The organism is Cytobacillus sp. QJM3NY_8 (assembly GCF_056173585.1).
On the sequence record NZ_CM149681.1, the window covers coordinates 1,317,810 to 1,340,346 of the forward strand.

Below are 22,537 nucleotides of genomic sequence, written 5' to 3' on the forward strand. Positions count from 1 at the left end.
GTGCAAAATATTTTTTAAAAGAAATGCCGTAAATTAAAATGCTAAATTTTTAAAAATAGTGAACCTTTTTTTATGTTATGGCCGTATTACCTATTAGGCAAAGGAGGAGTTCGATATGGCTTTAGAGCTTGAACATGTAACAAAGCGTTTTGGTAAGTTTACTGCAGTTGATGATTTATCTCTAACTATTCCCGAAAGTGAGATGTTTGGGTTTCTGGGGGCGAATGGCGCCGGTAAAACGACTACCTTCCGAATGATATTGGGGCTATTGGATCCCAGCGGGGGAAAGATTACGTGGAATGGAAATCCAATTGATTATTCAACTAGTCCGCTGATAGGCTACCTTCCCGAAGAAAGAGGCCTATATCCAAAGCTAAAGGTCAAGGATCAGGTAGTCTATTTAGCTAAGCTGAGGGGGATGGCAAAGCAAGACTGTTTAAGGGAATTAACATATTGGCTTGAGCGCTTTAAGGTTCCCGAATATGCCAATAAAAAAATTGAAGAGCTATCAAAAGGCAACCAGCAAAAAATCCAGTTTATTACTGCAGTTATACATAAGCCTAAGCTATTAATATTGGATGAACCATTCAGCGGGCTGGATCCGGTTAATGTAGAACAGCTGAAGGATGCTGTGCTGGATTTGAAGGATAGCGGCACAACGATTGTTTTTTCCTCCCATAGGATGGAACATGTAGAAGAACTTTGTGAGCATTTATGCATCATGCAAAAAGGACGGCCTGTTGTGCACGGGTCTCTAAAAGAAATTAAACGTTCATTTGGAAGGAAGAATCTTGTTATCCACGCAGACTATGATTTAAGCTTTTTGGCGGATAGCAGGGGAGTGGTGAAAGCCAGGCAGACAGCTGAGGGAATTCAGCTGCAGATTTCCGGAGAAGAAGCAGCTGAAGACATTTTCAGGGAGGTTGCAGAGAAGGGTTTTGTCCGTAAATTTGTACTGGAAGAGCCGTCCCTGAATGATATTTTTATAGAAAAGGCTGGTGCTTCCTATGAATAATTTTTTGACGATCCTTCTTCATACTTATTTAAGCAAGCTGAAGACCAAGTCTTTTATTGCAACGACACTCATTACTGTGGTGATTGTTGCAGGGCTTGCCAATTTATCAGGTATTATTGATTATTTTAATAAGGATGATGAAGAAAGAGTTGCAGTGATCGATGAGACTGGTGTGCTGTTAACTCCTCTTCAGGAACAAATGGATGCCCTAAATAACAAGATAACTTTAATTGAATACAAAGGGTCTGAGGCAGAAGGGGAAACTGCTGTTAAAGATGGAGATTATAAAGGGCTTTTGCTGTTATCCTTTAGCACAGATGAGCTCCCTGAAGCGGCCTATAAAGCCAGAAGCATAGCCGATTCAGCCATCCCATCCGAATTGCAGGGCGGGCTGCAGCAGCTGAAAACACAAATGGCTGCCACTCAAATTAATCTTAGTCCAGAGCAATTAAGCAAGCTATATGAGCCGGTACCTTTTGATAAGACCGCTCTTGAAGAAAACGCCAAAACAGAAGAAGAATTGAATCAGGCAAGAGGGCTTGTTTATGTTCTATTATTTATCATTTATTTTGCTGTAATCTTGTATGCCAATATGATTGCCATGGAAGTAGCAACAGAAAAGTCTTCCCGTGTCATGGAAATCTTAATATCCAGTGTTTCTCCAATCAAGCAGATGTTCGCGAAAATATTGGGGATTGGGCTGCTTAGCCTGACACAGATGGCACTTATTCTATTAGTAGGCTATTTTTCAGTCAAACAAAATCTTGATACGATGGAAGGCGGTTTTTTTGAATTCTTTGGCTTTGGAAACATTCCGGCTTCGACCATCGCTTATGCAATCATCTTTTTCATTCTTGGATATTTCCTTTATGCCACACTGGCTGCTTTTCTTGGTTCGCTGGTAAGCAGGATTGAAGATATCCAGCAGATGATTACTCCAATGACCATGATGGTTGTAGCAGGCTTTATGATTGCTATGTTTGGCTTAGGCCAGCCGGAAGCATCTTTTGTAACAATCACCTCTTATATTCCATTCTTCACTCCCATGCTCATGTTCATGAGAGTGGGGATGCTGTCACTGCCTGTATGGGAGCCAATTCTCGGGATCGTGATCCTGCTGGCTGCCATAATAGTACTGGCTGTCTTCGGAGCGAGAGTCTACAGGGGCGGAGTATTGATGTATGGGAAGTCAAATTCCTTTAAAGATATCAAAAAAGCATTACAGCTTACTAAAAACGAATAAACAGGCTGTTTATCAAAGTTTATGTCTTGAAGACGGTTAATTTAGTTTAACCACTGAGTTGGTTGGAGCGGACGGCGCCTGATCCTCGAAAATGCATACGCATTTTCTTTGTGAGCCGCTGATTCTGGGAAGATTATTCAATGTCATGAGGAAGCAGCGGATCAGGTGAGCCTCCGCAGACACAGAGTGTCGAGGAAGCTCACCTCACGCCCCAGGGAAAGCAAGTGCCTGCATTGGAAATCAACGGACAGAATTTATAAGAAAAATTACTATCTCTAAGAATAGGCCCTATTGAAAAAAGCTCCGTATTTTAGAAAAGAGCTTTTTTCAATAGGGTTTTCTTATGCAAACAATGCCTTTAATCCTTCGAATGCAAAATAAAGCCCAAATCCAATCAGCGATATTCCTGAAAGAATCGAGATGACGATAATTCCTTTTGAAGTAAGGAATCGGCGAAACCCTGTGGTCAGTGCAGCTACAAACAAATCCCAGAGCATGAGACCCAGAAAAATCATTGTACTGTATAAAAAGAGCTCTGTTTTTCCATAGGATGCTGCTGTTTTTGCAAGAACTGATCCGTAGATACCCAGCCAGAACAAAATGGAAAGAGGGCTGGATATGGACATAATAAATCCGGAAAAAAAGCATTTAAACAATGAATCCCGGCTTCGCACATAGCTCAGGGAAATTTTATTGGCATTTGCAATGCTCTCGATCCCTGTATATAAGAGTATAAATCCTCCAAAAAGCCACAGGAAGATCTGAACGATAGGGGTGTCCAAAAAATGGACAAGCCCAAGGTATACAACAAGCATATAAAAGGCATCAGCAAACATGGAGCCAACTCCAACAATCCAGGCATGCCAAAATCCATTTTTTATCCCCTTTTCAAGCCTGACAGCATTTACCGGCCCGATTGGAGCTGCCAAAGATAGTCCGAGAAACACATAACTTAAATATATTCCAATTCCCAATATACCACTCCGCCCTTTATATTTTCCTTGAGGCTGCAAACCTGTCCTCGAGGAAAGAGTTCTTGTACATTTTTATGCACAAGCTTCCCGGTCTAAAACAAACTTCAGGAAAATTTTCAGACGGCACATATAGCAATTTAATTTCGAATAGGAACGTGCATTCGCTTTTTGAATGAGGTAAAATGAGAGAAAAGGAATGAAAGGAAGTTAACATGAAAAGGGTTACGTTTATTCATGCAGCTGATTTGCACCTGGATAGTCCAATGTCTGGACTGAAGCATTTGCCCCCATCCATTTTTAAAAAGCTCCAGGAAAGTACTTTTGAAGCATTTACGAAAATAGTTGATTCAGCCATTTTCCATAATGTAGACTTTATCATTTTAGCCGGAGATTTGTTTGATGGTGAAGACAGAAGTATAAGGGCACAAACACGTTTTCGGAAAGAGATGGAGCGGCTGGCTGAATGCGGGATTGCTGTATATGCGGTCCATGGAAATCATGATCATATGGATGGGAGATGGGCACATTTGCCATTGCCGGAGAATGTCCATATCTTTTCCCATGAAGTCGAAGTGGCAAAGCATATTGCTGAAAATGGTACATCCGTTCACCTCTATGGTTTCAGCTACCCTAAAAGACATGTGGCGGAACGGATGATCGATCAATATAGCAGGGAAAATGGAGCTGATCTGCATATTGGAATCCTTCACGGTTCTTTTGAAGGCAGCAGTGATCACGCTCAATATGCCCCATTCCGAATAAATGATTTGCTTGAAAAGGACTTTGATTATTGGGCTCTCGGACATATACATAAACGAGAAATCTTAATCACCCAGCCACCCGTCATTTACCCTGGTAATATACAGGGAAGGAACCGGAAAGAAACTGGTCCCAAAGGATGCTATTTAGTTGAGCTGGATAGTTCTGGTGCAAAGACGGAGTTTCTGGAGGCAGCTCCTGTTATATGGGAGAATGCAGAAATAGATGCTTCAAAATCGGAAAGCTATCAGGAGATTTATGAGCTTTGCATAAGTTTGATTGAAGAAAAGCGCCAAAACAGAAAGGGAACAATTATAAATCTGACACTCAACGAAGTAGGCTTGTCGGATCACGAATTAAGAAGCATAACGAATGGTGAGCTGCTCGAATCTTTGCAGGAGGAAGAGGCAGAAGAGGAGTCTTTTGTATGGATTTCCGGCCTAGCCGTGAATGAAAAAAGGATGTGGAATAAAGAAAAGCTGGCACATGAATCGGATTTTTTCAGTGAGCTTTTTAAAACTGCGGGTCATTTTGCAGAGGGCAGTGAAAGTGCCCTGATCTTGTATGCACATCCCCTGGCAAGAAGATTTTTGGGTGAGCTCACTAAGGATGACAAGCAAAGAATCGCAGAGGAAGCCGAAGCACTGCTTGTGGATCTTCTACACAAAGCTTAAGGACATTGAATGGAGGTGGAACTTTGAAAATTACAGATATACATATTTACGGATATGGAAAGCTTACTGACTTTATGCTAACCGGTATTCAATCATTGCAGGTGATCTACGGGGAAAATGAGGCAGGTAAATCTACCATCATGTCTTTTATACATAGTATTCTTTTTGGCTTTCCAGCAAAGGTCCAATCGGAATTAAGGTATGAGCCCAAGGAAGGAGCAAAATATGGCGGCAGGCTTACCGCAATTTTTCCTGATAAAGGGAAGGCAGTCATAGAGCGTGTTAAAGGAAAAGCATCCGGAGATGTGAGTGTCTTGCTTGAAGATGGAACAAAGGGAGGGGAAGAGCTTTTAAACGATCTCCTTCATCACATTGATAAAGGGCTGTATCAATCTATTTTCTCCTTTAATATTCATGGGCTGCAAAATGTAAATCAAATGAAGGGTGAAGAATTGGGGAGGTATTTGTTTTCAGCAGGTTCACTGGGAACGGATCATCTGGTTTCTGCGGAAAATATACTTCAAAAGGAATTGGAAAGCCGCTTTAAACCAAACGGAAAAAAGCCTTCTCTGAATGTAAAGCTAAAAGAGATGAAGCAGCTGCATCAGGATCTGAAAAAAGCGGAGCAAAATAATGAGCAGTATTGGACGTTGCTTCGTGAAAAAGAAAATCTTGAAAACGATTTAAACAGATTGCATCAGAGGCTGGACCATGCTCAGCAGGAGCTTTTCCGTTTAAAAGAATGGCAGGACTTATATCCATTAATAGCAGAGGAGCAAGAGCTGATTAAAGAACGGGAAAAATTTGCACACATTTCCTTCCCGGCAAATGGGCTTTCTCTTTTGGAGAAACTTGAAAGTGTGATTCAGCCCCTGGAAGGGCGCAGAGCTAGTCTGGAATCGAGAATAATCCTCCTGGAACAAGAGCTGGAAAATAATCAGCCAGATCATTTTCTCCTTAAGCATGAGCATTCCATCAATGCAGCGGTAGAGGGGCTGCCGTTTTTGGAAAAGTTAAACCAAGAAGAAAAAGAATTATCAATTAAGCTGGAAAATATTACAGAAGAAATTTTAAACCTTCAGGAAAGACTTCATCTTCAAATTGACGAACAGCAGCTTGAACAAGTTGATACGAGTGTTTTTATGATGGAAAAGGTTAAAAATGCGCAAAATCGCCGTAACCGTCTTCAAGCAATGAAACAGGAATTGGATGATCGATTTAACGATGAAAAGTCAGTGCTGGAGAACACGGAACGAAAAATTGGCGAATTGAAAGAACAGCTTCTTAATGAAGAGGAACTTTCAGCCATTAAGGAAACATTAAGCTTCACTGCAGATAGGCATAATATCGAAAAAGAACTGCAGGATACACAGGAAAGACTTCAGTTCCTTCAAAGAGCAGAAAAAAAGGAACAGGAAACAAGACGGCAAAAAACATATCAGGAGAAAAGGCAGCTGTTTTTTTTGGGAGTCCTTTTTGCTGCTTTGTTCGGCTGGGGAATCTTTAGCGAATCATGGGTGATTGCAGGTGCAGGATTTGCAGGTGCAGCCTTTTGTTTTGCCATTGCAAATAAAAAAGAGCCTAAGGGGCAAGACAGCTTTATTAAAAATGAGATAAAAGCTCTGAATGAAAAAGAACGCTCACTGCTTGATAAATTAAAGCAGCCTGACATTCAGCATGCAGCCAGCCTGGAGGCACAGCTGAAGAAAGACAGCGACCGGCAAAATCAGCTTATCCAATTGCTGTTTCAGCTCGAACAGGCAAATGAAAAATACGAAAAGGTCATTGCCTCATTTGAAAAATGGGAGAATGAATGTGCCGAACTTGAAAATGAACTGCTGCAGCTGGGTAAACAGCTATTTCTGCCTCATGATATCTCCAAAACCTTTTTGAGTGAAGCTTTTAATATGATTGAACAGTTAAAAGTCCTCTATAGGGAAAAGAAATACACTGCTGAAAGAAAGGCATCAGCAGAAAAGGGAATCAATGAGAAGCTCCATACTTTTCATAAACTAAAAGGCTTATTGGATAGCGAGCCTGGGAGTGTACAGGAAATTGGCTATCAATTGAAAGAAAGACTGAAAGAAGAAACGGAAAAACATATTAAGCAGGGTGAAAGGGAAGCGGCGCTTCATGAGTTAAAGCTAGAACACAGCACAGTGCTGGCAGAACTTAGCCACTTTCAAAAAGACTACGAACATCAGCTTTCCCTTGCCGGAACCGATGCAGCCGAAGAGTACAGGGAAAAGGCTGCTGAAGCACAGAAATTAGCAGAACTAGAAGAAAAGATTAAACAGGTCCGCAAGCAAATTAATCTTAACTCTTTTTCACAGGAAGAAATTAATAAATATTCCAATGTAACAAAACCAGAAGCAGAGATCCAAGCTGTCAGTGAAGAAGCTGCTCTGCTCCAGGAAAGCATTCCTGGTTTGCAGAGAAAACTTGCAGAGGTCAAATATGAAATTCAAATCCTTGAAGAGGGCGGAACCTATGCGGAACTCCTTCATAAGTTCGCCTTGCTGAAATCTGAGTTTGAAGAAGAGGCAAGGGATTGGGCAAAATATGCTGCTGCCAAGGATATATTAGATAGAACGATAAACAGTTTTAAAAATGAGCGTTTGCCAAAAATGCTGGCAAAGGCAGAGCAATTTCTTTCTTTTTTAACCAATGGAGGCTATGTACGGATTTTTCCTAAAGAAGAAGGAAGCGGGTTCCTTATAGAAAGCAAGACAGGAGCAGTTTTTGAAGCAAAAGAACTGAGTCAGGCGACTGCTGAACAGATATACGTATCCTTCAGGCTAGCACTTGCCATGACGATTTATGGCAAGTATCCCTTCCCTATTATTATAGATGATAGCTTCGTGAATTTTGATCATGTCCGCACTGAAAGAATGATTAACCTGTTAAAGAACCTTACAGGCAGGCAAATTTTATTTTTCACCTGTCATAAGCATCTTCTGCCGCATTTTCAGGAAGAACAAATACAATCCGTTGCAAAGGAAAAGCTGTCTGTCTAATTAACAGGCAGTTTTTTTATATGTATGGTAAGTAAATCTTACAAAAACTCATAAACATTTAAAAAAGTGTGTAAAGAAACCTTACAAATATCATGTTTTTTCTTTTGTTATTCAGTAAGATGATAAAAAGCGGTTAGGAAGGAGAATAAAATTTGCCCTGGCTGATTCAAGTATTGTTACTCGCTATTTTTCTGATTGCAGGGAATTTTGCGGCTGCGTTCTTTCATATTCCGCTTCCTGGAAGTGTCATAGGGATGCTTATGTTATTAATCCTATTGGTAACCAATTCAATTAAATTAGAATGGATCGAGAAAGCAGCATCTTTTCAAATTAAACACATGTCCCTGCTGTTTATCCCCTTTGTCATTGGATTATTCTTATCTCCCAATTTTATTCCTCTATTAAATTTTCATTTCCTTTTGGTCCTGATTCTAAGCAGCTTTTGCTGTTTATTGGGCACAGCGTATTCTGTTCAAATGTATGAGAATACAAGAAGGAGGCGCCAAAAATGAGTTCTGTTTTATTCAATAGTATAGGGTGCATCTTGATGACTCTTGCCAGTTATATCGCAAGCCTGCAAGTTTTCAGGAAGTTTAAGAAGAGCTGGTTAAATCCTTTATACACCGGAACTGCGCTCTTGATTACCATTCTTCTATTGTGCAACATCCCACTAACAGTCTATCAAAAAGGAAGCAGTCTGTTTGAGCTGCTCCTCCAGCTTTCGGTTGTCTCTTTTGCTGTTCCTTTATATAAGGAGTGGCCCTTAATGAAAAGACATCTTAAGAAAATATTCTCAGGAGTCTTTGCCGGAACCTCCTTAGGCATATTTTCGGTTTACATCATGTCACAGGTTTTTCAATTTAATCAGGAGATTATTGCATCTCTTATTCCGCGTTCAGTAACACTTCCGGTAGCCTTAACGGTCTCTGATGGCTTGGGAGGGTCTACAGCCTTTACCGTTTTCTTTGTGCTATTTTCTGGTCTTTTTTCCGTTATGCTGGGCCCAAACCTATTGAAGTGGCTTGGAATAAATAGTAAAGCCGCTAAAGGATTGGCAATGGGCACTTCAGCACAGATGCTGGGAGCCAGCCGTTCACTTATGTGGGGAGAGGAAGAAGGTGCCATGGGGTGCATAGCCATGACAACTTCTGCAATTATCCTTTCGTTATTCATTCCAATATTGCTGCTTTTGCTGTAACCTTCAAATACCATTAAAAACCCATTCATGAAAACGTGAATGGGTTTTTATAGCGAGCAAAAGTCATGATTAATTTAGGAGAGTGCAGGGTCTGTGTGGTATACTAGTTTAATAGAATTGCATGTTTAATGAGGCTGCCAAAGACTGTCTGGTCCAATTCATAGTGCCCTTTTTAAACAACCTCGTGAAGGGAGCGTCGGTGCGCGTATGTCAAAAGGAATTGTTTATTACGAAGTAGGAGAACAAATCGAACTTTTTCTGCTAATCAAAAGTGCAGCTAAAGGAATTGCAAGTAATGGAAAACCGTTTTTGACCCTAATTTTCCAGGACCAAAGCGGCGAAATTGAAGCAAAGCTTTGGGATGTGTCTGATGATGATGCGAAAAACTACAGCCCTGAAACCATTGTAAAAGTGGCAGGGGATATTTTAAATTACCGTGGACGCAATCAGCTAAGAATCCGCCAAATTCGGCCGGCGTCCCCAACAGACCCGGTCAAGCTGGCAGACTTTCTCGAAACAGCGCCATTAAGTACAGATGAGATGATGAGTAAAATCACTCAATATATATTTGAAATGAAAAACCCGAATATCCAAAGGGTTACTCGCCATTTATTGAAGAAGCATCAAAAAGACTTTCTTGAATATCCGGCCGCTACGAAGAATCATCATGAGTTCGTATCCGGTCTTGCCTATCATGTAGTTTCCATGCTGGATTTGGCAAAGGCAATTTCCGGTTTGTATCCAAGCCTGGATAAGGACTTATTGTACGCTGGAGTCATTTTGCACGATTTAGGAAAGATTACAGAACTGTCTGGACCGATTTCAACATCTTACACAATAGAAGGAAACTTGCTTGGACATATTACTATTATGATCAATGAAATTGGAAAAGCTGCTGAGGAGCTGGGAATCAGTGGTGAAGAGATTATGATCCTTCAGCATATGGTTTTATCCCATCACGGCAAAGCGGAATGGGGCAGTCCAAAACCGCCGCTTATCAAGGAAGCAGAAATTCTTCATTACATTGATAACATTGATGCAAAAATGAACATGCTTGATAGAGCCCTTGAGAGGGTGAAACCAGGAGAGTTCTCCGAGCGTGTATTTGCTCTGGATAACCGTTCATTCTATAAGCCCAGTTTTCATAAATAATAACCGCCATCCTTCCTAATGGAAAGGGTGGCTTTTTTATAGATATCCAAATAAAATTCTAAAGTTAGATAACTGTCTAGCTCCAGCACCTCCCCCCCCTCGAGGTCACAAACTTGTCTAGCTGCGGCTCCTAGGGACTCGGGGTCATAAGCCATTTCCTTTCAGATGGAAGAACGCCTTCTTACAGGAACCGACTTATGCTTGAGGCCCGCAGGACAAGGAAAACTTCGTCAGCATAATCATCGCACGACCGAAAGCGACAGCTTTCGGGAGGATGCGGGTCATGCAGAAGTTGCCAAAGGACGTGGCGATCTTAGTCTGCGTTCCTTCGTGGGCAAGGCGCTTTTCTTTTTTCCTGTTTATCATATTTTTCCTGGTTTAACATACATTTATAGTAAATGGACAACCATTATGAAAAGAAAGAGGGGAAACTGATGATTCCAATTTGGGTATATTTTGTTGCAGCCGGAATCGTTGTAAGTGCATATATGGCGGTGACGACGGGCAGGGAAGAGAAAAAGGTGGAGCAGGACAGCATTGAACGTGAGGGTGAAATTTATATGAAGCGTCTTGAAAGGGAAAAAGAAGAGCGGAAATCCACTCAGCAATCTGCAGGCTGATTTGGAATCCATCTAAAAAACATAAAAAACGGGACTCCAGCCTGGAGCCCCGTTATTCATTATTTTTCTTCAGTCCCTGCTTCACCTTCAGCCCCAGCTTCCGGTTCTTCAAGAACTCCTTTTAGTTCCTTATCTTTAATATCAACATCAGCAGCTTTTAATTCACGATCCATTGCCTGCTGAATTTTTTCGCCGTCAAGCTTGGACACTTTCACTTGATATTCCATTTCCTTCTTCATTTCATCAAATGATTTTTTCTCTTTTTTCTCTGTTACTTGAATGATGTGGAAACCATGCTCAGATTTAACAGGAGCGCTGATTTCGTTCACATCAAGGGCATAAGCTGCCTCCTCGAATTCAGGAACCATTTTACCTGGGCCGAACCAGCCTAAATCTCCGCCATTTGCAGCAGATCCTGGGTCTTTTGAATATTCTGTGGCCAGGTCTTCAAACTTTCCGCCTTCGTCCAGCTTTTTCTTTACTTCGTCAGCAGTTTTTTCATCCTCTACAAGGATATGGCGTGCTTTAATTTCCGGTTTGTAGTTATCGTAGTATTCTTTAACTTCTTTTTCTGTTGCTTCAATATCTTTAATAGCAGCTTTTTCCTGAAGCAAGCCTGTTTTGAAAGTTTCTCTTAGGTCTTCTTCATCCTTATAGCCATATTGCATAAGCGCCATCTCGAAGTTAGCGCCAAGCTGCTGTTTTAATTCGTCGATTTTCTCGTTAAGTTCCTCGTCTGTTACTTCGTATTTATCAGAAAGAACTTTTTCATAAATGAGCTCCTGGAGCGCCTGTTCGCCGTACTTTTCCTTCATTGCTTCATAAAGCTCGTCCTTCGTAATGTTTCCGCTCTTTGTTTCAACGACAACATCTCCTGATTCCCCGCCGGTGCTGCTGCATGCACTTAATCCAATTACTCCGGCTGCAATGGAGAGGGATAGCATCCATTTTTTCATGTTGAACACTCCTAAATTAATTTTCAATTCGGCTCTGGTGAGCTGGAACTGGAATTTTTATACTTCTCAATAACAGCAATTTCCTTCACAGAGCCTGCATTTATCACAATCCCTACTATACCATAAATGTAAAAAATAACAAAAGAAGAAAGTAATGTTTGGTCGATAAACACAGCGTTTTTTATAAAAATCTGGGTATTCGCCCATCCCCTTCAGGACAATTGTACATATGATACATGGAACCCTCTGATGGGAGGTTCAAACACCTAAAAAAAATTAGGGTAGCCGGGATATAAGCCTATCCGACCACAGAGGCAAATGAATAGGATATGGTAGCGACCTGAAGGGGAGGTGTTATCCATGGGTGCTGGATACGGCGGAGGTTTCGCGCTAATCGTTGTATTATTTATTTTATTAATCATTGTAGGATGCGCGTGGCTGTAATCTAAGATGGGCATAGGGTCTAGTCAAAGAGGGCCCTGTGCCAGAATTTGAGAGGAGGCAACCATATGTCTGGAGGACATGGATGTGGCGGAGGTTTTGCGTTAGTTGTCGTGCTGTTCATTTTGTTAATCATCATTGGAGCTGCTTGTTTTTGCTAAGCTTTTGATGTTTACAATTAATGTATATAAAAAAGCGGCGGAAAATTTCCGCCGCTTTTGCTCATGTTTAAGAGCTCTCAGGATATCCTAAGCATACAAGATTTCTACAAAAGAAGAGATTAGCAATATGGTAATAAGAATGTTAATGGTTCTGAATACTTTGGGCTGCCGTTCCTCAGGAATCTCTTTTTGGAGACAAAGCGAATTTGTCATCTTGTTGATATAAAATAAAATAAAAACGGCAAAAATAATAAAGATGGAGATCATCCAAGATTCCCTCCTTGGGCAGTCATATTATTGCTTTTACATGTTTTGTCTGTTATTTACAATAACAAAGTTCACAAAAAAAAGATAGTATTAAAGATTGCCTGTCCGGTAAGTAAAAGGTATCCTTTGTCAGGATACCCGGGATTTATGTTTATGCTACTGGTTCGAATGAAGCAATATCTCAAACCCATCTTCATTTTCTTCAACATAAGATTGATTTGGCGCAGTCAGCACATTTTTGGCGCACACAATGTCAGAAAAAGATAAGCCTGCATGGAAAGCAAACAGAATTATTAAATAATGAACATAATGCGGAAAAATAAAGCAAGCAGCCAGGAGCATGCTGTTTATGATAAACATAGGGGCCAAAGTGGCAGTCAGGAATAGCCGTTTTGAAATAGGCTCCGTTATTCGAATATATAGAATTGGCATAAAGCCATATTTAATTTTCAGCTGTTTTTTAACGATACTTCCAAGGTGTGCAATAGGCAGATAGTGAAGCAGCTTATGCACAGGATACAACAGCCATAAGCCGGCTGCAAAGAAAATAAAATAATTATCGTAAAAGGAGCCCGATACAAATACATACGTTGCAGGAACATATGTAAATATGAAAGTGGCCAGCATGGTTAAGGAAGACAGTATAAAAAGCCTTTGCGATCCATATTGCTTCGTGAAGTTAATCGTCTTCCAGCAATTCATCATAAAAATACCTCCAGAAGGAGTAAAATAGTAATCTTTCAAACTTACTTAAGATACTTTACGATGAATAAATAAAAAAATCAATAGGGAAAGCTAACACATTTTGTCGAAAAACATTTTTTATATAATGAAACTAATGTGAAACTATGAGCAACTGAATTCATAAATACAAAGCGAATAGTATGTATTCGCTTTGTAAGGGCTTACATATGGATAGAAGGAACTTTATCTATTTAAACAAGTTCCTTTTCAGCTGATGTTTTTTTCTTTAATTTACCCTCATCTTCATCAAATTGATTTTCAAGGTTAGCAAAAGACTTTTCAAAAATCTCCATGAAATCGTCACCGTATATATTGCGGACGATCGCCATAATCTCAATGATATCTGGAAATTTCCCATACAAATCCCTTAATGGCATCGCACCTGAGAACACGGCATTTTTCTCAGGTGAATAGGTTTCCATAAGACTTAGTAACACCTTTTCGCCGTCATCAGTCAATTTAATATAGGTATTTCTTTTATCGCTTTCTTTTTTAGAAAACTGAAGAAAGCCTCGTTCTTCAAGCTTTTTGGAGAAATTGAATGCAGTAGAAACATGCATTACGCCAAACTTGGCAACATCGGAAATCGATGCTCCGTTTAAATGATAGGCAATCCATAAAATATGGTGTTCATTAATATTTAAATCGTAGGGTTTTATCCATTGCTGCCAATCTTTTTCTATAGACTTCCACAGGGCTTTACTCAGCTGTGCCACTCGCTGGCTGAAGATCATTGCTTCCTTCATAGAAATTGGTTTATCCGACATTCAAAAATTCACCTACTTTGTAAGATTAATTATTTCTGGTCAAACAGCCAGAAGTTCATTTTCTTTTTATAGTATCATTATGCCAATAAAACAAAAATTAATAAAGATATAAATTTACAAAATTTTTAGAAATATAATTGGATATTTCTATAAAAGGCTTAAGGACAAGGGATGAGAGCTTGTTCAAAGCTTTATAAAAATTTGAAGCATTTTCATAATATATTGGTTTTCGGTCAAAAATAAAAAAATCCTTCTTTTTTACTTAAGAAAAAAGAAGGATTTTTTTATTCACTTATTATTTAAATTTGTTTCAAGTTCATGGATGGCCGCTTCAATTTCCTGCAATTCTCTTTGCAGTCTGTGCTGATGTGGAAGGATTTCGTTTTTCCAATTGCTGATGGAATATTTGATGTCGTTTGAGAATTCCTTAAATGCGGTTTTTCCTTCCTTCGAAGCAAATGATGCTGAATCCTTTATGGCGAGCAATTCGGATTTTAATTCGATCAGCTGCTCCTTCAGGGTGTTTGTAGTATTTTTTAACTGCTGTCTTGTATCCCTTCCTGAAGCAGGTGCAGTCAATAGGGTTGATATGCCGGCTGCAGCGCCGCCAGCTAATAGTCCAAGCAATAACGATTTGGCTTTCATAACCATCACCTCAAAAATCTTGTATATATGTCTATTTTACTACATTACTCATTTTTCTAAAGCGGAAAATGAAAAGTTCCCGTTTCTTATCTATATCACAAAAATTAGAAGGGTAAACCACATCCTCATAGCTCCCGGTATACAGGCATACAATTCAGTAGAGGGGTATAAAGCGAAAGGGGGAGAGAGGTTGTCCGGAGCGGCGGCTGGAATTTTTGCATTGAGTGTGGTTCTGTTTTTAGGAGGTATTCATTTTTTTCTTTCTATAAAGAAACCCGGAGTCTATCCTCCGAAGTATGTTCTAAAAAAAAGGGCAGCTGCTTTAGCGGCAGGCGGTGCACTGTTGTTCCTGCTGGGAATGATTGTAGGAAGTTTCCAATAATATAAATATAAAAAGCCCGCTTTATTTTGCGGGCTTTGTCTATTACTGGCTGATCGTCTGCTGAGTCAGCTTTGTTCTGTTAGCAATTGATTGTGCTACTGGATATAGGATAACCATTGCAGCCGTGTTAACTGCAGCTGCGGGCAGTACAACTGCTGCAAATAGTGCCGTGAATGGCCCTGGCAGTCCGACAATCAGGTATGCGGAAGTTAAAAACACAATTCCGGATACAATTGTTCCTGCTGCTGTTAAGACAGCTGCACTGATAATATTCTTGCGGAATTTCTTTAAACTCAGGAACAAAACAAAAAAGGTGAATGCAGTAACAGGCTTATCAATAATATTCGGGATTAATCCTCCAGGAAAAGTTGTGGTAAGTCCGGATATCAGGCCTGTAACCAAACCTAAAAGCAAAACGCTTTTGCTGTCTGGAAAAAGGATTATGCCCAAAAACATCATGGTAAGCATCATGTCCGGTTTCATCCCAAGAAAGAACCCTGGAACCACTGCATGAAGCACTGCGCCCATCCCGACCAATAGGGATAAGGCCACTAAATTTTTTGTATTCATTTCTCATCTCTCCTCTGCTATTCTCTGACTAAGCTCTGTTCGTCTCTCCTGCAGTGCACTCTTTGCCTGCAGCGAAAAACTTTAACTAATTATAACACATAACCCCGGGATGAAAAGGTGTTATATTTTTAACTATTATTCTTAAAGGCTTTCATAAATGCGGCCAGTTTTTCAACATGCTGTTCTGGCACAGCATTATAAATGGAAGCGCGGCAGCCGCCTATAGAACGGTGTCCTCCGAGCCCAACAAACCCTGCTTCTTTTGCCTGGTGCAGAAATTCCCTGGAGAGGTCCTCATTTTGAAGATTAAAAGTGACATTCATAAGGGATCTGCTGTCTTTATGAGCATGCCCTATGTAAAAGCCTTCGCTTTCATCTATTACATCATAAAGCATTTTCGCCTTCTTTTCATTGGCCTTTTCAATCTGCTGAAGGCCGCCTTTCTTATCCGCCCATTCAAGCACCAGGGAAAGCAAATAAATAGCCAGAGTGGGAGGTGTGTTATATAAAGAGTTATTATTGGCAAACGTATTATAATTCAGCATTGCAGGGAGATTTTCTGATGATCTTTGTAATAGTTCTTTGCGGATAATGACAACTGTTACACCGGAAGGGCCGAGATTTTTCTGGGCGCCTGCATAGATCAAATCAAATTGCTCCACTCCCAATGGACGGCTTAAAATATCGCTGGACATATCAGCTACAAGTGGTGTTTTTTTATTTGAAGGAAATGTTTTCCATTGTGTGCCGTAAATTGTATTGTTGCTGGTAATATGAAGATAGGCAGCATTATCAGGAATGTCATTTTGATTGTATGCTGGGATGAAGCGGTATTTTTGATCCTTGCTGGAGGCAGAAATAACGGTTTTGCCAATTTTATCTGCTTCTTTTAAAGCTTTCTCCGACCAGGAGCCGCTGAGGATATAATGGGCTTCTTGATCTTTTCCCAGCAGGTTCATCGGAACCATAGAAAACTGGAGACTTGCACCTCCCTGGATAAATAGCACTTCATAATCATCCGGAATGGCCAGCAGTTTTCTCAAAAGTGTTATTGCCTGATCATGTACTGCCTGATACTCTTTGCTTCTATGGCTTAGTTCCATTATGCCCATTCCGGTATTGCTGAAGTTCAGTAAATTCTTTTCCGCTTCTTTTAATACCTCTTCCGGCAGGGCCGCGGGACCTGCATTAAAATTTAGAGCTCGGTACATTTTTCTCCCTCCAAAAATATAAAATCAATTCACTATAACGCTGTAAAGAAATAAAGATATTTAATATGTTAACAAAATTTACTGATTTGTACAGAGAAAAAAATGAACATTTTGAAAATTGGGGGATGAAGGAGGTAAAAAAATTCCCCCTGCAAAAACAGGAGGATGCGAGAGTTACAGGTGTTTTGCTATGGCTTCAGAGATCTCCTTAAGATCTGAGGCTGAATATTCCGATTGGTGTGATTTCCACACAACTCCTAAGCCATCTCCTTCTCCATAACGGGGAATAAGGTGGGAGTGAAAGTGGAAAACGGTCTGCCCGGCATGTTCACCATTGTTATTAATTAAATTCAAACCAATTGGATCAAATTCAGCCTTGATGGCTCTTGCAATTTCCGGAACAGATTCGAAATAGCTGCGGGCTGTTTCCGCATCCATTTCATATAAATTTTCTTTATGTACTTTCGGGATAACAAGTGTATGCCCTTTAGTAACCTGGCTTATGTCCAGAAATGCCATCACATGCTCGTTTTCGAAAACTTTGGCCGAAGGAATCTCGCCATTGATTATTTTACAGAAAATACAATCGTTCATTATGTCAGCTCCTAACCAAATATACTTTTACACAATTCTACCATATCCGCCAAAAAACAAAAAAGTGAAACATATTATTGCGGAGAAGGGATGATTGCATTGTCCTATTAATAAAATAAAAGGCAGGATCCGCTTGGAATCCTGCCTTCGGTGAAGGGGAAGCTTCTATTGGAACGTTTCTACTTCAGGTAAATTCTCTTTAACAAACACCTCATTTATGAATGAATTGTGTTCATATCTAGAGAAAATCGATCTTTGTTCAATCGGACCATCCCCTTATTATCTTTATATGCATTCACGGGCGTATAAAGCATGGATGATAGTCTTTAACAAACACCTCATTTATAAAATGACTTAGTGACCACTTTTGATTAAGCGATCAAGTGTTTAAGATCATCAGGTTTCATGTGCAATGCAACCATCCCCTTATTAGGAACGTTTGAAGCTTATACTGAAAGGAAACTGTCTGCGACAGACACCTCATTTCAAGTTTTGATCATCTGAATGTTGTTCAAATGATTTGTTTCCCCTTCATAGATTAGAATGTCCGGATTCGGGATTTATATGCAGGGATTATCCCCAAACTGGACAATATCCTTTGGCTTTTTTTACAATGGTCTTACATATATAGTAGGAAGGACGTTGAAAATGGCGCTGCTCGAAATTAAAAACGTTACCGGCGGCTATACAAGAAACCCGGTTTTGAAGGATGTCTCCTTTGATGTGGCAGAAAAAGAAATTGTCGGCCTGATTGGTCTTAACGGAGCCGGAAAAAGTACGACCATCAAACATGTAATTGGTTTAATGGAACCAAAGGAAGGCGAAATAACGATCAATGGCACGCAGTTCCTTAAGGATAAGGAAGGGTATCGCAAGCAATTCACCTTTGTTCCGGAAACGCCGATTTTGTATGATGAATTAACACTGGAAGAACATTTGCGTTTAACAGCCATGGCATACGGCCTGCCTGAAGCAGACTATAAATCAAGAGTGGCGACACTCCTAAAGGAATTCAGAATGGAAAAAAGACTTAAGTGGTTTCCTGCCCATTTTTCTAAAGGGATGAAACAAAAGGTAATGATTATGTGCGCCTTTCTGGTGCAGCCTTCATTATACATTGTTGATGAACCGTTTGTAGGTCTTGACCCGCTGGGCATTCAATCACTTCTTGATTTGATGAAAAAAATGAAAGAAAGCGGTTCAGGCATCCTTATGTCCACCCATATACTGGCAACTGCTGAAAGATATTGTGATCGTTTTGTGATTTTGCATGAAGGAAAAGTGAGGGCGAAGGGAACTTTAGCAGAGCTGCAGCAGCAATTTGCTATGCCGGGAGCAACCCTTGATGATTTATATATCCAGCTCACAAAGGAAGAAGATTATGTTTGATGAAAAACAGTTATGGAAGGAGAGATTCGGGAGGACAGTCAAAGAGCTTTCCCGCTATCTCCGTTATATTTTTAATGGCCATATTGTCATTGTCATGGTGTTCCTTCTGGGTACTGCCGCTTTTTATTATCAGGAGTGGATAAAGACACTTCCCAGTCATTTTCCTGCTGCAGCGGTAATGGCAATTATTTTAGCCCTTCTGGTTACATACAGCCCGATTTATACATTTTTTTCTGAGGCAGACAAAATTTTTCTTCTGCCGCTTGAAGATAGGCTCTCAAGTTATTTTAGACGCTCGCTGGCAGTCAGTTTTTTGGTGCATGCATACATCCTGGTAATGGGGCTGGGGATTTTTATGCCCTTGTATGCCAGAGTGAATGATGGCAGTTTTAATACGTTTTTACCTTTTCTGCTTATCCTGCTGTCGTTAAAAATTATCAATTTGCTGATCCGCTGGAAGATACAATATTACATTGAAACTAGCGTGCATATCCTGGATGCATGTGTCCGCTATGCAGTAAACGCTGTGTTTCTATATTTCCTTTTTAGCGGTGCTTCCCCCATTTTTATGCTGGCTGCAGGCGTGCTGCTGATTCTGCTGTACTTGTTCTTCAGCGTGAAATCCAGGGATAAAGGACTAAAATGGGAGATTTTGATTGACCAGGAAGAGAGGAGAATGACGTCTTTCTATAGGCTTGCCAATATGTTTACAGATGTTCCAAAACTGAAAGATCGCGTAAAAAGGCGGAAATGGCTTGATTGGCTGATATCAGGCATTCCTTTCAAACAGGATGCGACTTTTAAAAACCTTTTTGTTAGAACGTTTCTCCGTTCTGGTGATTACTTCGGTATATTCATTCGTTTAACGTTTATTGGTGCTGGAGCGATTTATTTAATCTCATATGGAATGGGACAAATACTGCTTGTACCGCTCTTCATGTACTTAACAGGCTTTCAGCTCCTGCCTTTATGGAATCATCACCAGGATAAGCTGTGGGTGAATTTATACCCGGTTAAAGGGGACATAAAGGAGAAGTCCTTTAAACAGCTGCTTACTGGCATCCTATATGTTCAGGCACTCCTCTTATCGCTGGCTGTCCTGGCCAATGGCGGATGGATGGCATCACTGCTGTCTTTGGCATTAGGGATTTTATTTGCATATGTATATACCCATTTCTATATTCAGAAACGGCTGGCGGGCAGCCGGGCATAAAATGAAACCATTGCTGACTGGCATACGTATATATAGTCATCCTGAATGAAGGCAGGTATGAAAATGAGGGAGTATGAATTAAAAGCGTATCACGAAATTGAAGAGTGGAAGAGACGAATAAATAAGCGTTCCAGTATGCTGAACCGCCTTTCGAAAAAAGCTCAAACAAAGGTAAATAGTATAATACCCGAAAAAGCTCATCAAATTATTACAGACAGCATAAAGAATATGGTGAAGGCAACCCTGATTGGATCAAATGTAACCACCAGAAAAAAACATTCCGCCAGCCGTGGCCTTGAAGTAATGGATCACATGCTTGAAGAGAAGGTTTCGACCTACCGCAAAACAGCTGCGGTCGAAGGGGCCGGGACTGGAGCAGGAGGAATTCTCCTTGGCTTGGCAGATTTTCCTTTACTGCTGAGCATAAAGATGAAATTTCTTTTTGAAGCTGCCGCCGTATATGGGTTTGATACAAATGATTATGAAGAGCGCCTGTTTCTCCTGCACGTCTTTCAGCTCGCATTTTCCAGCGATGACAAAAGGAAAGAAACACTGAAGCTGATTGAAGAATGGGATGACCGTAAGGAAGCACTGGCAGACATGGACTGGAAGGTATTTCAGCAGGAATACCGTGATTATATCGACTTCGTTAAGATGCTCCAGCTGGTGCCCGGTATAGGTGCTGCTGTTGGAGCATATGCGAACTATAATTTGCTTGACCATTTAGGAGAAACCGCTAAAAATGCTTATCGTCTGAGGATATTAAAGACTGCCCCGAGACCTGATTAGGCTTGGGGTTTTTTTTGGCAATTTTTGATGGGGGCGAGTGAGTTTATTGCGCAATTTGGCCAGGGATTGTACCGAAGAGATTCGGGTATGCGTCAAAAGAGGAGAGGAAAGCGCCAAAAAAACAGTTAATTGCGCTGAAACGAAGGAATTGCGCCTAGCCCGGCCGGGGATTGCGCCGAAGAGATTCAGGTATGCGTCAAAAGAGGAGAAGAGAGACCAAAAAAGCAGTTAATTGCGCTGAAACGAAGGAATTGCGCCAAGCCGGTTGAGGAAAGCGCTGAAAATATTCCGGTATGCGCCAAATGGGAAATTGATTGAGACAATAGCTCCAAACATAAAATCCGCTGATAAAAAGGTCCACACCACAAAAGAAATGGGCCAGTCGCCTGGCCCAATCTATATTACCTCTTACGATCCTACCTCGACAGAATCCTTGCTTTCATGAAAGCTATGATAGTTTAAAGCTGCTGATCCCAATGTTTTTGCTGCGATCAGCATGGCTTTTTCATCGATATCAAACTTTGGATGATGGTGCGGGTAATTTTCATCTGTGTTTTCCGGTCTTGCACCTGTAAAGAAGAAGGTTCCTTTAACCTGCTGGAGATAGTAGGCGAAATCTTCCCCGCCCATATCCGGCTCTGTTTCTTCTACCCACTTGACTTCATCAATCTTCCCTGCAAGTTCAGCCAGGAATTCGGTTTCTGTTTTATGATTAATAACAGCAGGATAGCCTTTATGGAATTGATAGTCATAGGAGCTGTCTGCTGTGTAGCATGTTCCTTTAACAATGCGCTCGATTTCCTCTTCGATATTGGTGCGGACGTCCTCGTTAAATGTACGGACGGTTCCGATCAATTTTGCTCTATCGGCAATTACATTAAATGCGTTATCAGCTACGAATGATCCAACTGTTACTACTGCAGAATCAATGGGATTTACTTTTCTGCTGACGATTTGCTGAAGATTCACGACCAGCTGAGCCGCAGTTACAATAGCATCCTTTGTTTTGTGAGGCTGTGCTCCATGTCCGCCTTTTCCTTGGATGGAAACTTCAAACCTGTCTGCTGCCGCCATAAATGGACCGACTCGATATTGAATTTTCCCTGTTGGTTCGGATGCCCATAGGTGAGTTCCAAAAATGGCGTCGACTCCCTCAAGGCAGCCATCTTCGATCATCGATTTCGCGCCGCCTGGGGCATATTCCTCGGCGTGCTGGTGAATCATGACATATGTACCTTCTAGTTCATCGCGAAGTTCATTGAGTGCCTTTGCCAGCACAAGCAAGGTTGCTGTGTGTCCATCATGTCCGCAAGCATGCATAACACCTGGTACCAATGATTTATATGGGACATCCTTTTCATCTTGGATAGGCAGTGCATCAAAGTCGGCTCTTAAAGCGATGGTTTTTCCTGGTTTGCTGCCATAGATCTTAGCAACAACCCCATTACCTCCTATATGCCCCTGGACTTCAATCCCCAGATTTTCATAATAGGTTTTGATATAGTGAGCCGTCTTTTCTTCCTTAAAGGATACTTCAGGGTTCTGGTGAAGATAGCGGCGGATGGAGACCATTTCATCGTAATAGCTTTCCAGTTTTTTAAATAACGTTTCGGACATGATTTCCTCTCCTATCTTTATAATTTTTTTCATTATTATAACATTCTTTAATAGGTTAAAGGGGGAAATCTTTTTTAAAACTTAACATAATACAAATGAATCAGAGATGATACTATAAATTAAAATGCTAAATGGGAGG

24 protein-coding genes are annotated in these 22,537 nt (G+C 40.7%); 14 read left to right on the forward strand and 10 right to left on the reverse strand.

Features of this window, described 5'->3' with window-relative positions; translation table 11 throughout:
• The first annotated feature begins 115 nt into the window (after positions 1-115).
• Entirely contained in the window at positions 116-1,015 is a 900-nt protein-coding gene (locus tag AC0VZ9_RS07005; RefSeq protein ID WP_009331442.1) for an ABC transporter ATP-binding protein, read from the forward strand.
• Entirely contained in the window at positions 1,008-2,258 is a 1,251-nt protein-coding gene (locus tag AC0VZ9_RS07010) for an ABC transporter permease (RefSeq protein WP_475397167.1), read from the forward strand. The genes AC0VZ9_RS07005 and AC0VZ9_RS07010 overlap by 8 nt, the downstream gene beginning before the upstream one ends.
• A 341-nt stretch (positions 2,259-2,599) precedes the next feature.
• Here AC0VZ9_RS07010 and AC0VZ9_RS07015 read toward each other — a convergent pair whose 3' ends face one another.
• The gene (locus AC0VZ9_RS07015) at positions 2,600-3,232 is read right to left on the reverse strand and encodes a LysE family transporter (protein WP_019381419.1); all 633 of its coding nucleotides are present in this window, start codon (positions 3,230-3,232) and stop codon (positions 2,600-2,602) included.
• A 212-nt stretch (positions 3,233-3,444) separates the two neighbouring features.
• Between AC0VZ9_RS07015 and AC0VZ9_RS07020 the strand changes: the two genes are divergently transcribed.
• The 6 genes from AC0VZ9_RS07020 to AC0VZ9_RS07045 all read left to right on the forward strand — a co-directional run bounded on the left by AC0VZ9_RS07020 (position 3,445) and on the right by AC0VZ9_RS07045 (position 10,652).
• A complete protein-coding gene (locus AC0VZ9_RS07020) occupies positions 3,445-4,665 on the forward strand; it encodes a metallophosphoesterase family protein (protein WP_009331439.1) in 1,221 nt (406 codons plus the stop codon).
• Between the two features lie 23 nt (positions 4,666-4,688).
• Positions 4,689-7,682, forward strand: coding sequence for an ATP-binding protein (locus tag AC0VZ9_RS07025; RefSeq protein ID WP_475397168.1), 2,994 nt, complete (start codon positions 4,689-4,691; stop codon positions 7,680-7,682).
• A gap of 173 nt (positions 7,683-7,855) precedes the next feature.
• Positions 7,856-8,194: a CidA/LrgA family protein gene (locus AC0VZ9_RS07030; RefSeq protein WP_226280758.1), complete on the forward strand. Its 339-nt coding sequence runs from the start codon at positions 7,856-7,858 to the stop codon at positions 8,192-8,194.
• Positions 8,191-8,880, forward strand: coding sequence for an LrgB family protein (locus AC0VZ9_RS07035; protein ID WP_009331436.1), 690 nt, complete (start codon positions 8,191-8,193; stop codon positions 8,878-8,880). Before AC0VZ9_RS07030 ends, AC0VZ9_RS07035 begins: the two co-directional genes overlap by 4 nt.
• A 207-nt stretch (positions 8,881-9,087) precedes the next feature.
• Positions 9,088-10,032: a 3'-5' exoribonuclease YhaM gene (gene yhaM / locus AC0VZ9_RS07040; protein ID WP_019381421.1), complete on the forward strand. Its 945-nt coding sequence runs from the start codon at positions 9,088-9,090 to the stop codon at positions 10,030-10,032.
• Positions 10,033-10,466: 434 nt separating this feature from the next.
• Entirely contained in the window at positions 10,467-10,652 is a 186-nt protein-coding gene (locus AC0VZ9_RS07045; RefSeq protein ID WP_009331434.1) for a sporulation YhaL family protein, read from the forward strand.
• 59 nt (positions 10,653-10,711) lie between these two features.
• On the opposite strand, the gene AC0VZ9_RS07050 is transcribed toward AC0VZ9_RS07045, so the two are convergent.
• Positions 10,712-11,608: a peptidylprolyl isomerase gene (locus AC0VZ9_RS07050; RefSeq protein ID WP_071157581.1), complete on the reverse strand. Its 897-nt coding sequence runs from the start codon at positions 11,606-11,608 to the stop codon at positions 10,712-10,714.
• 360 nt (positions 11,609-11,968) lie between these two features.
• On the opposite strand from AC0VZ9_RS07050, the gene AC0VZ9_RS07055 reads away from it, so the two are divergent.
• Together AC0VZ9_RS07055 and AC0VZ9_RS07060 are read left to right on the forward strand one after the other, a co-directional pair.
• A complete protein-coding gene (locus tag AC0VZ9_RS07055) occupies positions 11,969-12,052 on the forward strand; it encodes a YjcZ family sporulation protein (RefSeq protein WP_019381424.1) in 84 nt (27 codons plus the stop codon).
• Positions 12,053-12,117: 65 nt separating this feature from the next.
• Positions 12,118-12,210 (forward strand): YjcZ family sporulation protein, encoded by a 93-nt coding sequence (locus AC0VZ9_RS07060; RefSeq protein WP_019381425.1) that lies wholly within the window; start codon positions 12,118-12,120, stop codon positions 12,208-12,210.
• A gap of 87 nt (positions 12,211-12,297) precedes the next feature.
• Here the strand turns inward: AC0VZ9_RS07060 and AC0VZ9_RS07065 are convergent, their stop codons facing one another.
• The 4 genes from AC0VZ9_RS07065 to AC0VZ9_RS07080 all read right to left on the reverse strand — a co-directional run bounded on the left by AC0VZ9_RS07065 (position 12,298) and on the right by AC0VZ9_RS07080 (position 14,633).
• Positions 12,298-12,477 (reverse strand): hypothetical protein, encoded by a 180-nt coding sequence (locus AC0VZ9_RS07065; protein ID WP_009331432.1) that lies wholly within the window; start codon positions 12,475-12,477, stop codon positions 12,298-12,300.
• Between the two features lie 156 nt (positions 12,478-12,633).
• Positions 12,634-13,182 (reverse strand): DUF3267 domain-containing protein, encoded by a 549-nt coding sequence (locus AC0VZ9_RS07070; protein WP_475397169.1) that lies wholly within the window; start codon positions 13,180-13,182, stop codon positions 12,634-12,636.
• Positions 13,183-13,412: 230 nt separating this feature from the next.
• A complete protein-coding gene (locus AC0VZ9_RS07075; RefSeq protein ID WP_009331430.1) occupies positions 13,413-13,988 on the reverse strand; it encodes an HTH-type transcriptional regulator Hpr in 576 nt (191 codons plus the stop codon).
• 288 nt (positions 13,989-14,276) lie between these two features.
• Positions 14,277-14,633: a YtxH domain-containing protein gene (locus tag AC0VZ9_RS07080; RefSeq protein WP_009331429.1), complete on the reverse strand. Its 357-nt coding sequence runs from the start codon at positions 14,631-14,633 to the stop codon at positions 14,277-14,279.
• 190 nt (positions 14,634-14,823) lie between these two features.
• On the opposite strand from AC0VZ9_RS07080, the gene yhzF reads away from it, so the two are divergent.
• Positions 14,824-15,015: a membrane protein YhzF gene (gene yhzF, locus AC0VZ9_RS07085; RefSeq protein ID WP_009331428.1), complete on the forward strand. Its 192-nt coding sequence runs from the start codon at positions 14,824-14,826 to the stop codon at positions 15,013-15,015.
• A gap of 42 nt (positions 15,016-15,057) precedes the next feature.
• Here the strand turns inward: yhzF and AC0VZ9_RS07090 are convergent, their stop codons facing one another.
• The 3 genes from AC0VZ9_RS07090 to AC0VZ9_RS07100 all read right to left on the reverse strand — a co-directional run bounded on the left by AC0VZ9_RS07090 (position 15,058) and on the right by AC0VZ9_RS07100 (position 17,390).
• Complete coding sequence (locus tag AC0VZ9_RS07090) at positions 15,058-15,585, reverse strand: tryptophan transporter (protein WP_009331427.1); 528 nt, start codon at positions 15,583-15,585, stop codon at positions 15,058-15,060.
• Between the two features lie 128 nt (positions 15,586-15,713).
• A complete protein-coding gene (serC, locus tag AC0VZ9_RS07095; protein WP_009331426.1) occupies positions 15,714-16,796 on the reverse strand; it encodes a 3-phosphoserine/phosphohydroxythreonine transaminase in 1,083 nt (360 codons plus the stop codon).
• Between the two features lie 174 nt (positions 16,797-16,970).
• A complete protein-coding gene (locus AC0VZ9_RS07100; protein WP_009331425.1) occupies positions 16,971-17,390 on the reverse strand; it encodes an HIT family protein in 420 nt (139 codons plus the stop codon).
• A gap of 648 nt (positions 17,391-18,038) precedes the next feature.
• Between AC0VZ9_RS07100 and AC0VZ9_RS07105 the strand changes: the two genes are divergently transcribed.
• The 3 genes from AC0VZ9_RS07105 to AC0VZ9_RS07115 all read left to right on the forward strand — a co-directional run bounded on the left by AC0VZ9_RS07105 (position 18,039) and on the right by AC0VZ9_RS07115 (position 20,781).
• Positions 18,039-18,779: an ABC transporter ATP-binding protein gene (locus tag AC0VZ9_RS07105; RefSeq protein ID WP_009331424.1), complete on the forward strand. Its 741-nt coding sequence runs from the start codon at positions 18,039-18,041 to the stop codon at positions 18,777-18,779.
• On the forward strand, positions 18,772-19,992 hold the full coding sequence (locus AC0VZ9_RS07110; RefSeq protein ID WP_475397170.1) for an ABC transporter permease: 1,221 nt from the start codon (positions 18,772-18,774) through the stop codon (positions 19,990-19,992). The genes AC0VZ9_RS07105 and AC0VZ9_RS07110 overlap by 8 nt, the downstream gene beginning before the upstream one ends.
• A gap of 63 nt (positions 19,993-20,055) precedes the next feature.
• Positions 20,056-20,781 carry an EcsC family protein gene (locus AC0VZ9_RS07115; protein WP_251174438.1) on the forward strand — a complete coding sequence of 242 codons (726 nt, stop codon included), beginning with the start codon at positions 20,056-20,058 and terminating at the stop codon, positions 20,779-20,781.
• Between the two features lie 408 nt (positions 20,782-21,189).
• Here the strand turns inward: AC0VZ9_RS07115 and AC0VZ9_RS07120 are convergent, their stop codons facing one another.
• Entirely contained in the window at positions 21,190-22,398 is a 1,209-nt protein-coding gene (locus AC0VZ9_RS07120; protein WP_071157574.1) for a M20 family metallopeptidase, read from the reverse strand.
• Positions 22,399-22,537 lie beyond the last annotated feature (139 nt).

What these genes read in the sequence shown, in the direction of transcription:
- AC0VZ9_RS07005 (WP_009331442.1), top strand. Translation starts at nt 116, where the DNA reads ATGGCTTTAGAGCTTGAACATGTAACAAAGCGTTTTGGTAAGTTTACT.
- AC0VZ9_RS07010 (WP_475397167.1), top strand. Translation starts at nt 1,008, where the DNA reads ATGAATAATTTTTTGACGATCCTTCTTCATACTTATTTAAGCAAGCTG.
- AC0VZ9_RS07020 (WP_009331439.1), top strand. Translation starts at nt 3,445, where the DNA reads ATGAAAAGGGTTACGTTTATTCATGCAGCTGATTTGCACCTGGATAGT.
- AC0VZ9_RS07035 (WP_009331436.1), top strand. Translation starts at nt 8,191, where the DNA reads ATGAGTTCTGTTTTATTCAATAGTATAGGGTGCATCTTGATGACTCTT.
- yhaM (WP_019381421.1), top strand. Translation starts at nt 9,088, where the DNA reads ATGTCAAAAGGAATTGTTTATTACGAAGTAGGAGAACAAATCGAACTT.
- AC0VZ9_RS07045 (WP_009331434.1), top strand. Translation starts at nt 10,467, where the DNA reads ATGATTCCAATTTGGGTATATTTTGTTGCAGCCGGAATCGTTGTAAGT.
- AC0VZ9_RS07050 (WP_071157581.1), bottom strand. Translation starts at nt 11,608, where the DNA reads ATGAAAAAATGGATGCTATCCCTCTCCATTGCAGCCGGAGTAATTGGA.
- AC0VZ9_RS07055 (WP_019381424.1), top strand. Translation starts at nt 11,969, where the DNA reads ATGGGTGCTGGATACGGCGGAGGTTTCGCGCTAATCGTTGTATTATTT.
- AC0VZ9_RS07060 (WP_019381425.1), top strand. Translation starts at nt 12,118, where the DNA reads ATGTCTGGAGGACATGGATGTGGCGGAGGTTTTGCGTTAGTTGTCGTG.
- AC0VZ9_RS07065 (WP_009331432.1), bottom strand. Translation starts at nt 12,477, where the DNA reads ATGATCTCCATCTTTATTATTTTTGCCGTTTTTATTTTATTTTATATC.
- AC0VZ9_RS07070 (WP_475397169.1), bottom strand. Translation starts at nt 13,182, where the DNA reads ATGATGAATTGCTGGAAGACGATTAACTTCACGAAGCAATATGGATCG.
- AC0VZ9_RS07075 (WP_009331430.1), bottom strand. Translation starts at nt 13,988, where the DNA reads ATGTCGGATAAACCAATTTCTATGAAGGAAGCAATGATCTTCAGCCAG.
- AC0VZ9_RS07080 (WP_009331429.1), bottom strand. Translation starts at nt 14,633, where the DNA reads ATGAAAGCCAAATCGTTATTGCTTGGACTATTAGCTGGCGGCGCTGCA.
- AC0VZ9_RS07090 (WP_009331427.1), bottom strand. Translation starts at nt 15,585, where the DNA reads ATGAATACAAAAAATTTAGTGGCCTTATCCCTATTGGTCGGGATGGGC.
- serC (WP_009331426.1), bottom strand. Translation starts at nt 16,796, where the DNA reads ATGTACCGAGCTCTAAATTTTAATGCAGGTCCCGCGGCCCTGCCGGAA.
- AC0VZ9_RS07100 (WP_009331425.1), bottom strand. Translation starts at nt 17,390, where the DNA reads ATGAACGATTGTATTTTCTGTAAAATAATCAATGGCGAGATTCCTTCG.
- AC0VZ9_RS07105 (WP_009331424.1), top strand. Translation starts at nt 18,039, where the DNA reads ATGGCGCTGCTCGAAATTAAAAACGTTACCGGCGGCTATACAAGAAAC.
- AC0VZ9_RS07110 (WP_475397170.1), top strand. Translation starts at nt 18,772, where the DNA reads ATGTTTGATGAAAAACAGTTATGGAAGGAGAGATTCGGGAGGACAGTC.
- AC0VZ9_RS07115 (WP_251174438.1), top strand. Translation starts at nt 20,056, where the DNA reads ATGAGGGAGTATGAATTAAAAGCGTATCACGAAATTGAAGAGTGGAAG.
- AC0VZ9_RS07120 (WP_071157574.1), bottom strand. Translation starts at nt 22,398, where the DNA reads ATGTCCGAAACGTTATTTAAAAAACTGGAAAGCTATTACGATGAAATG.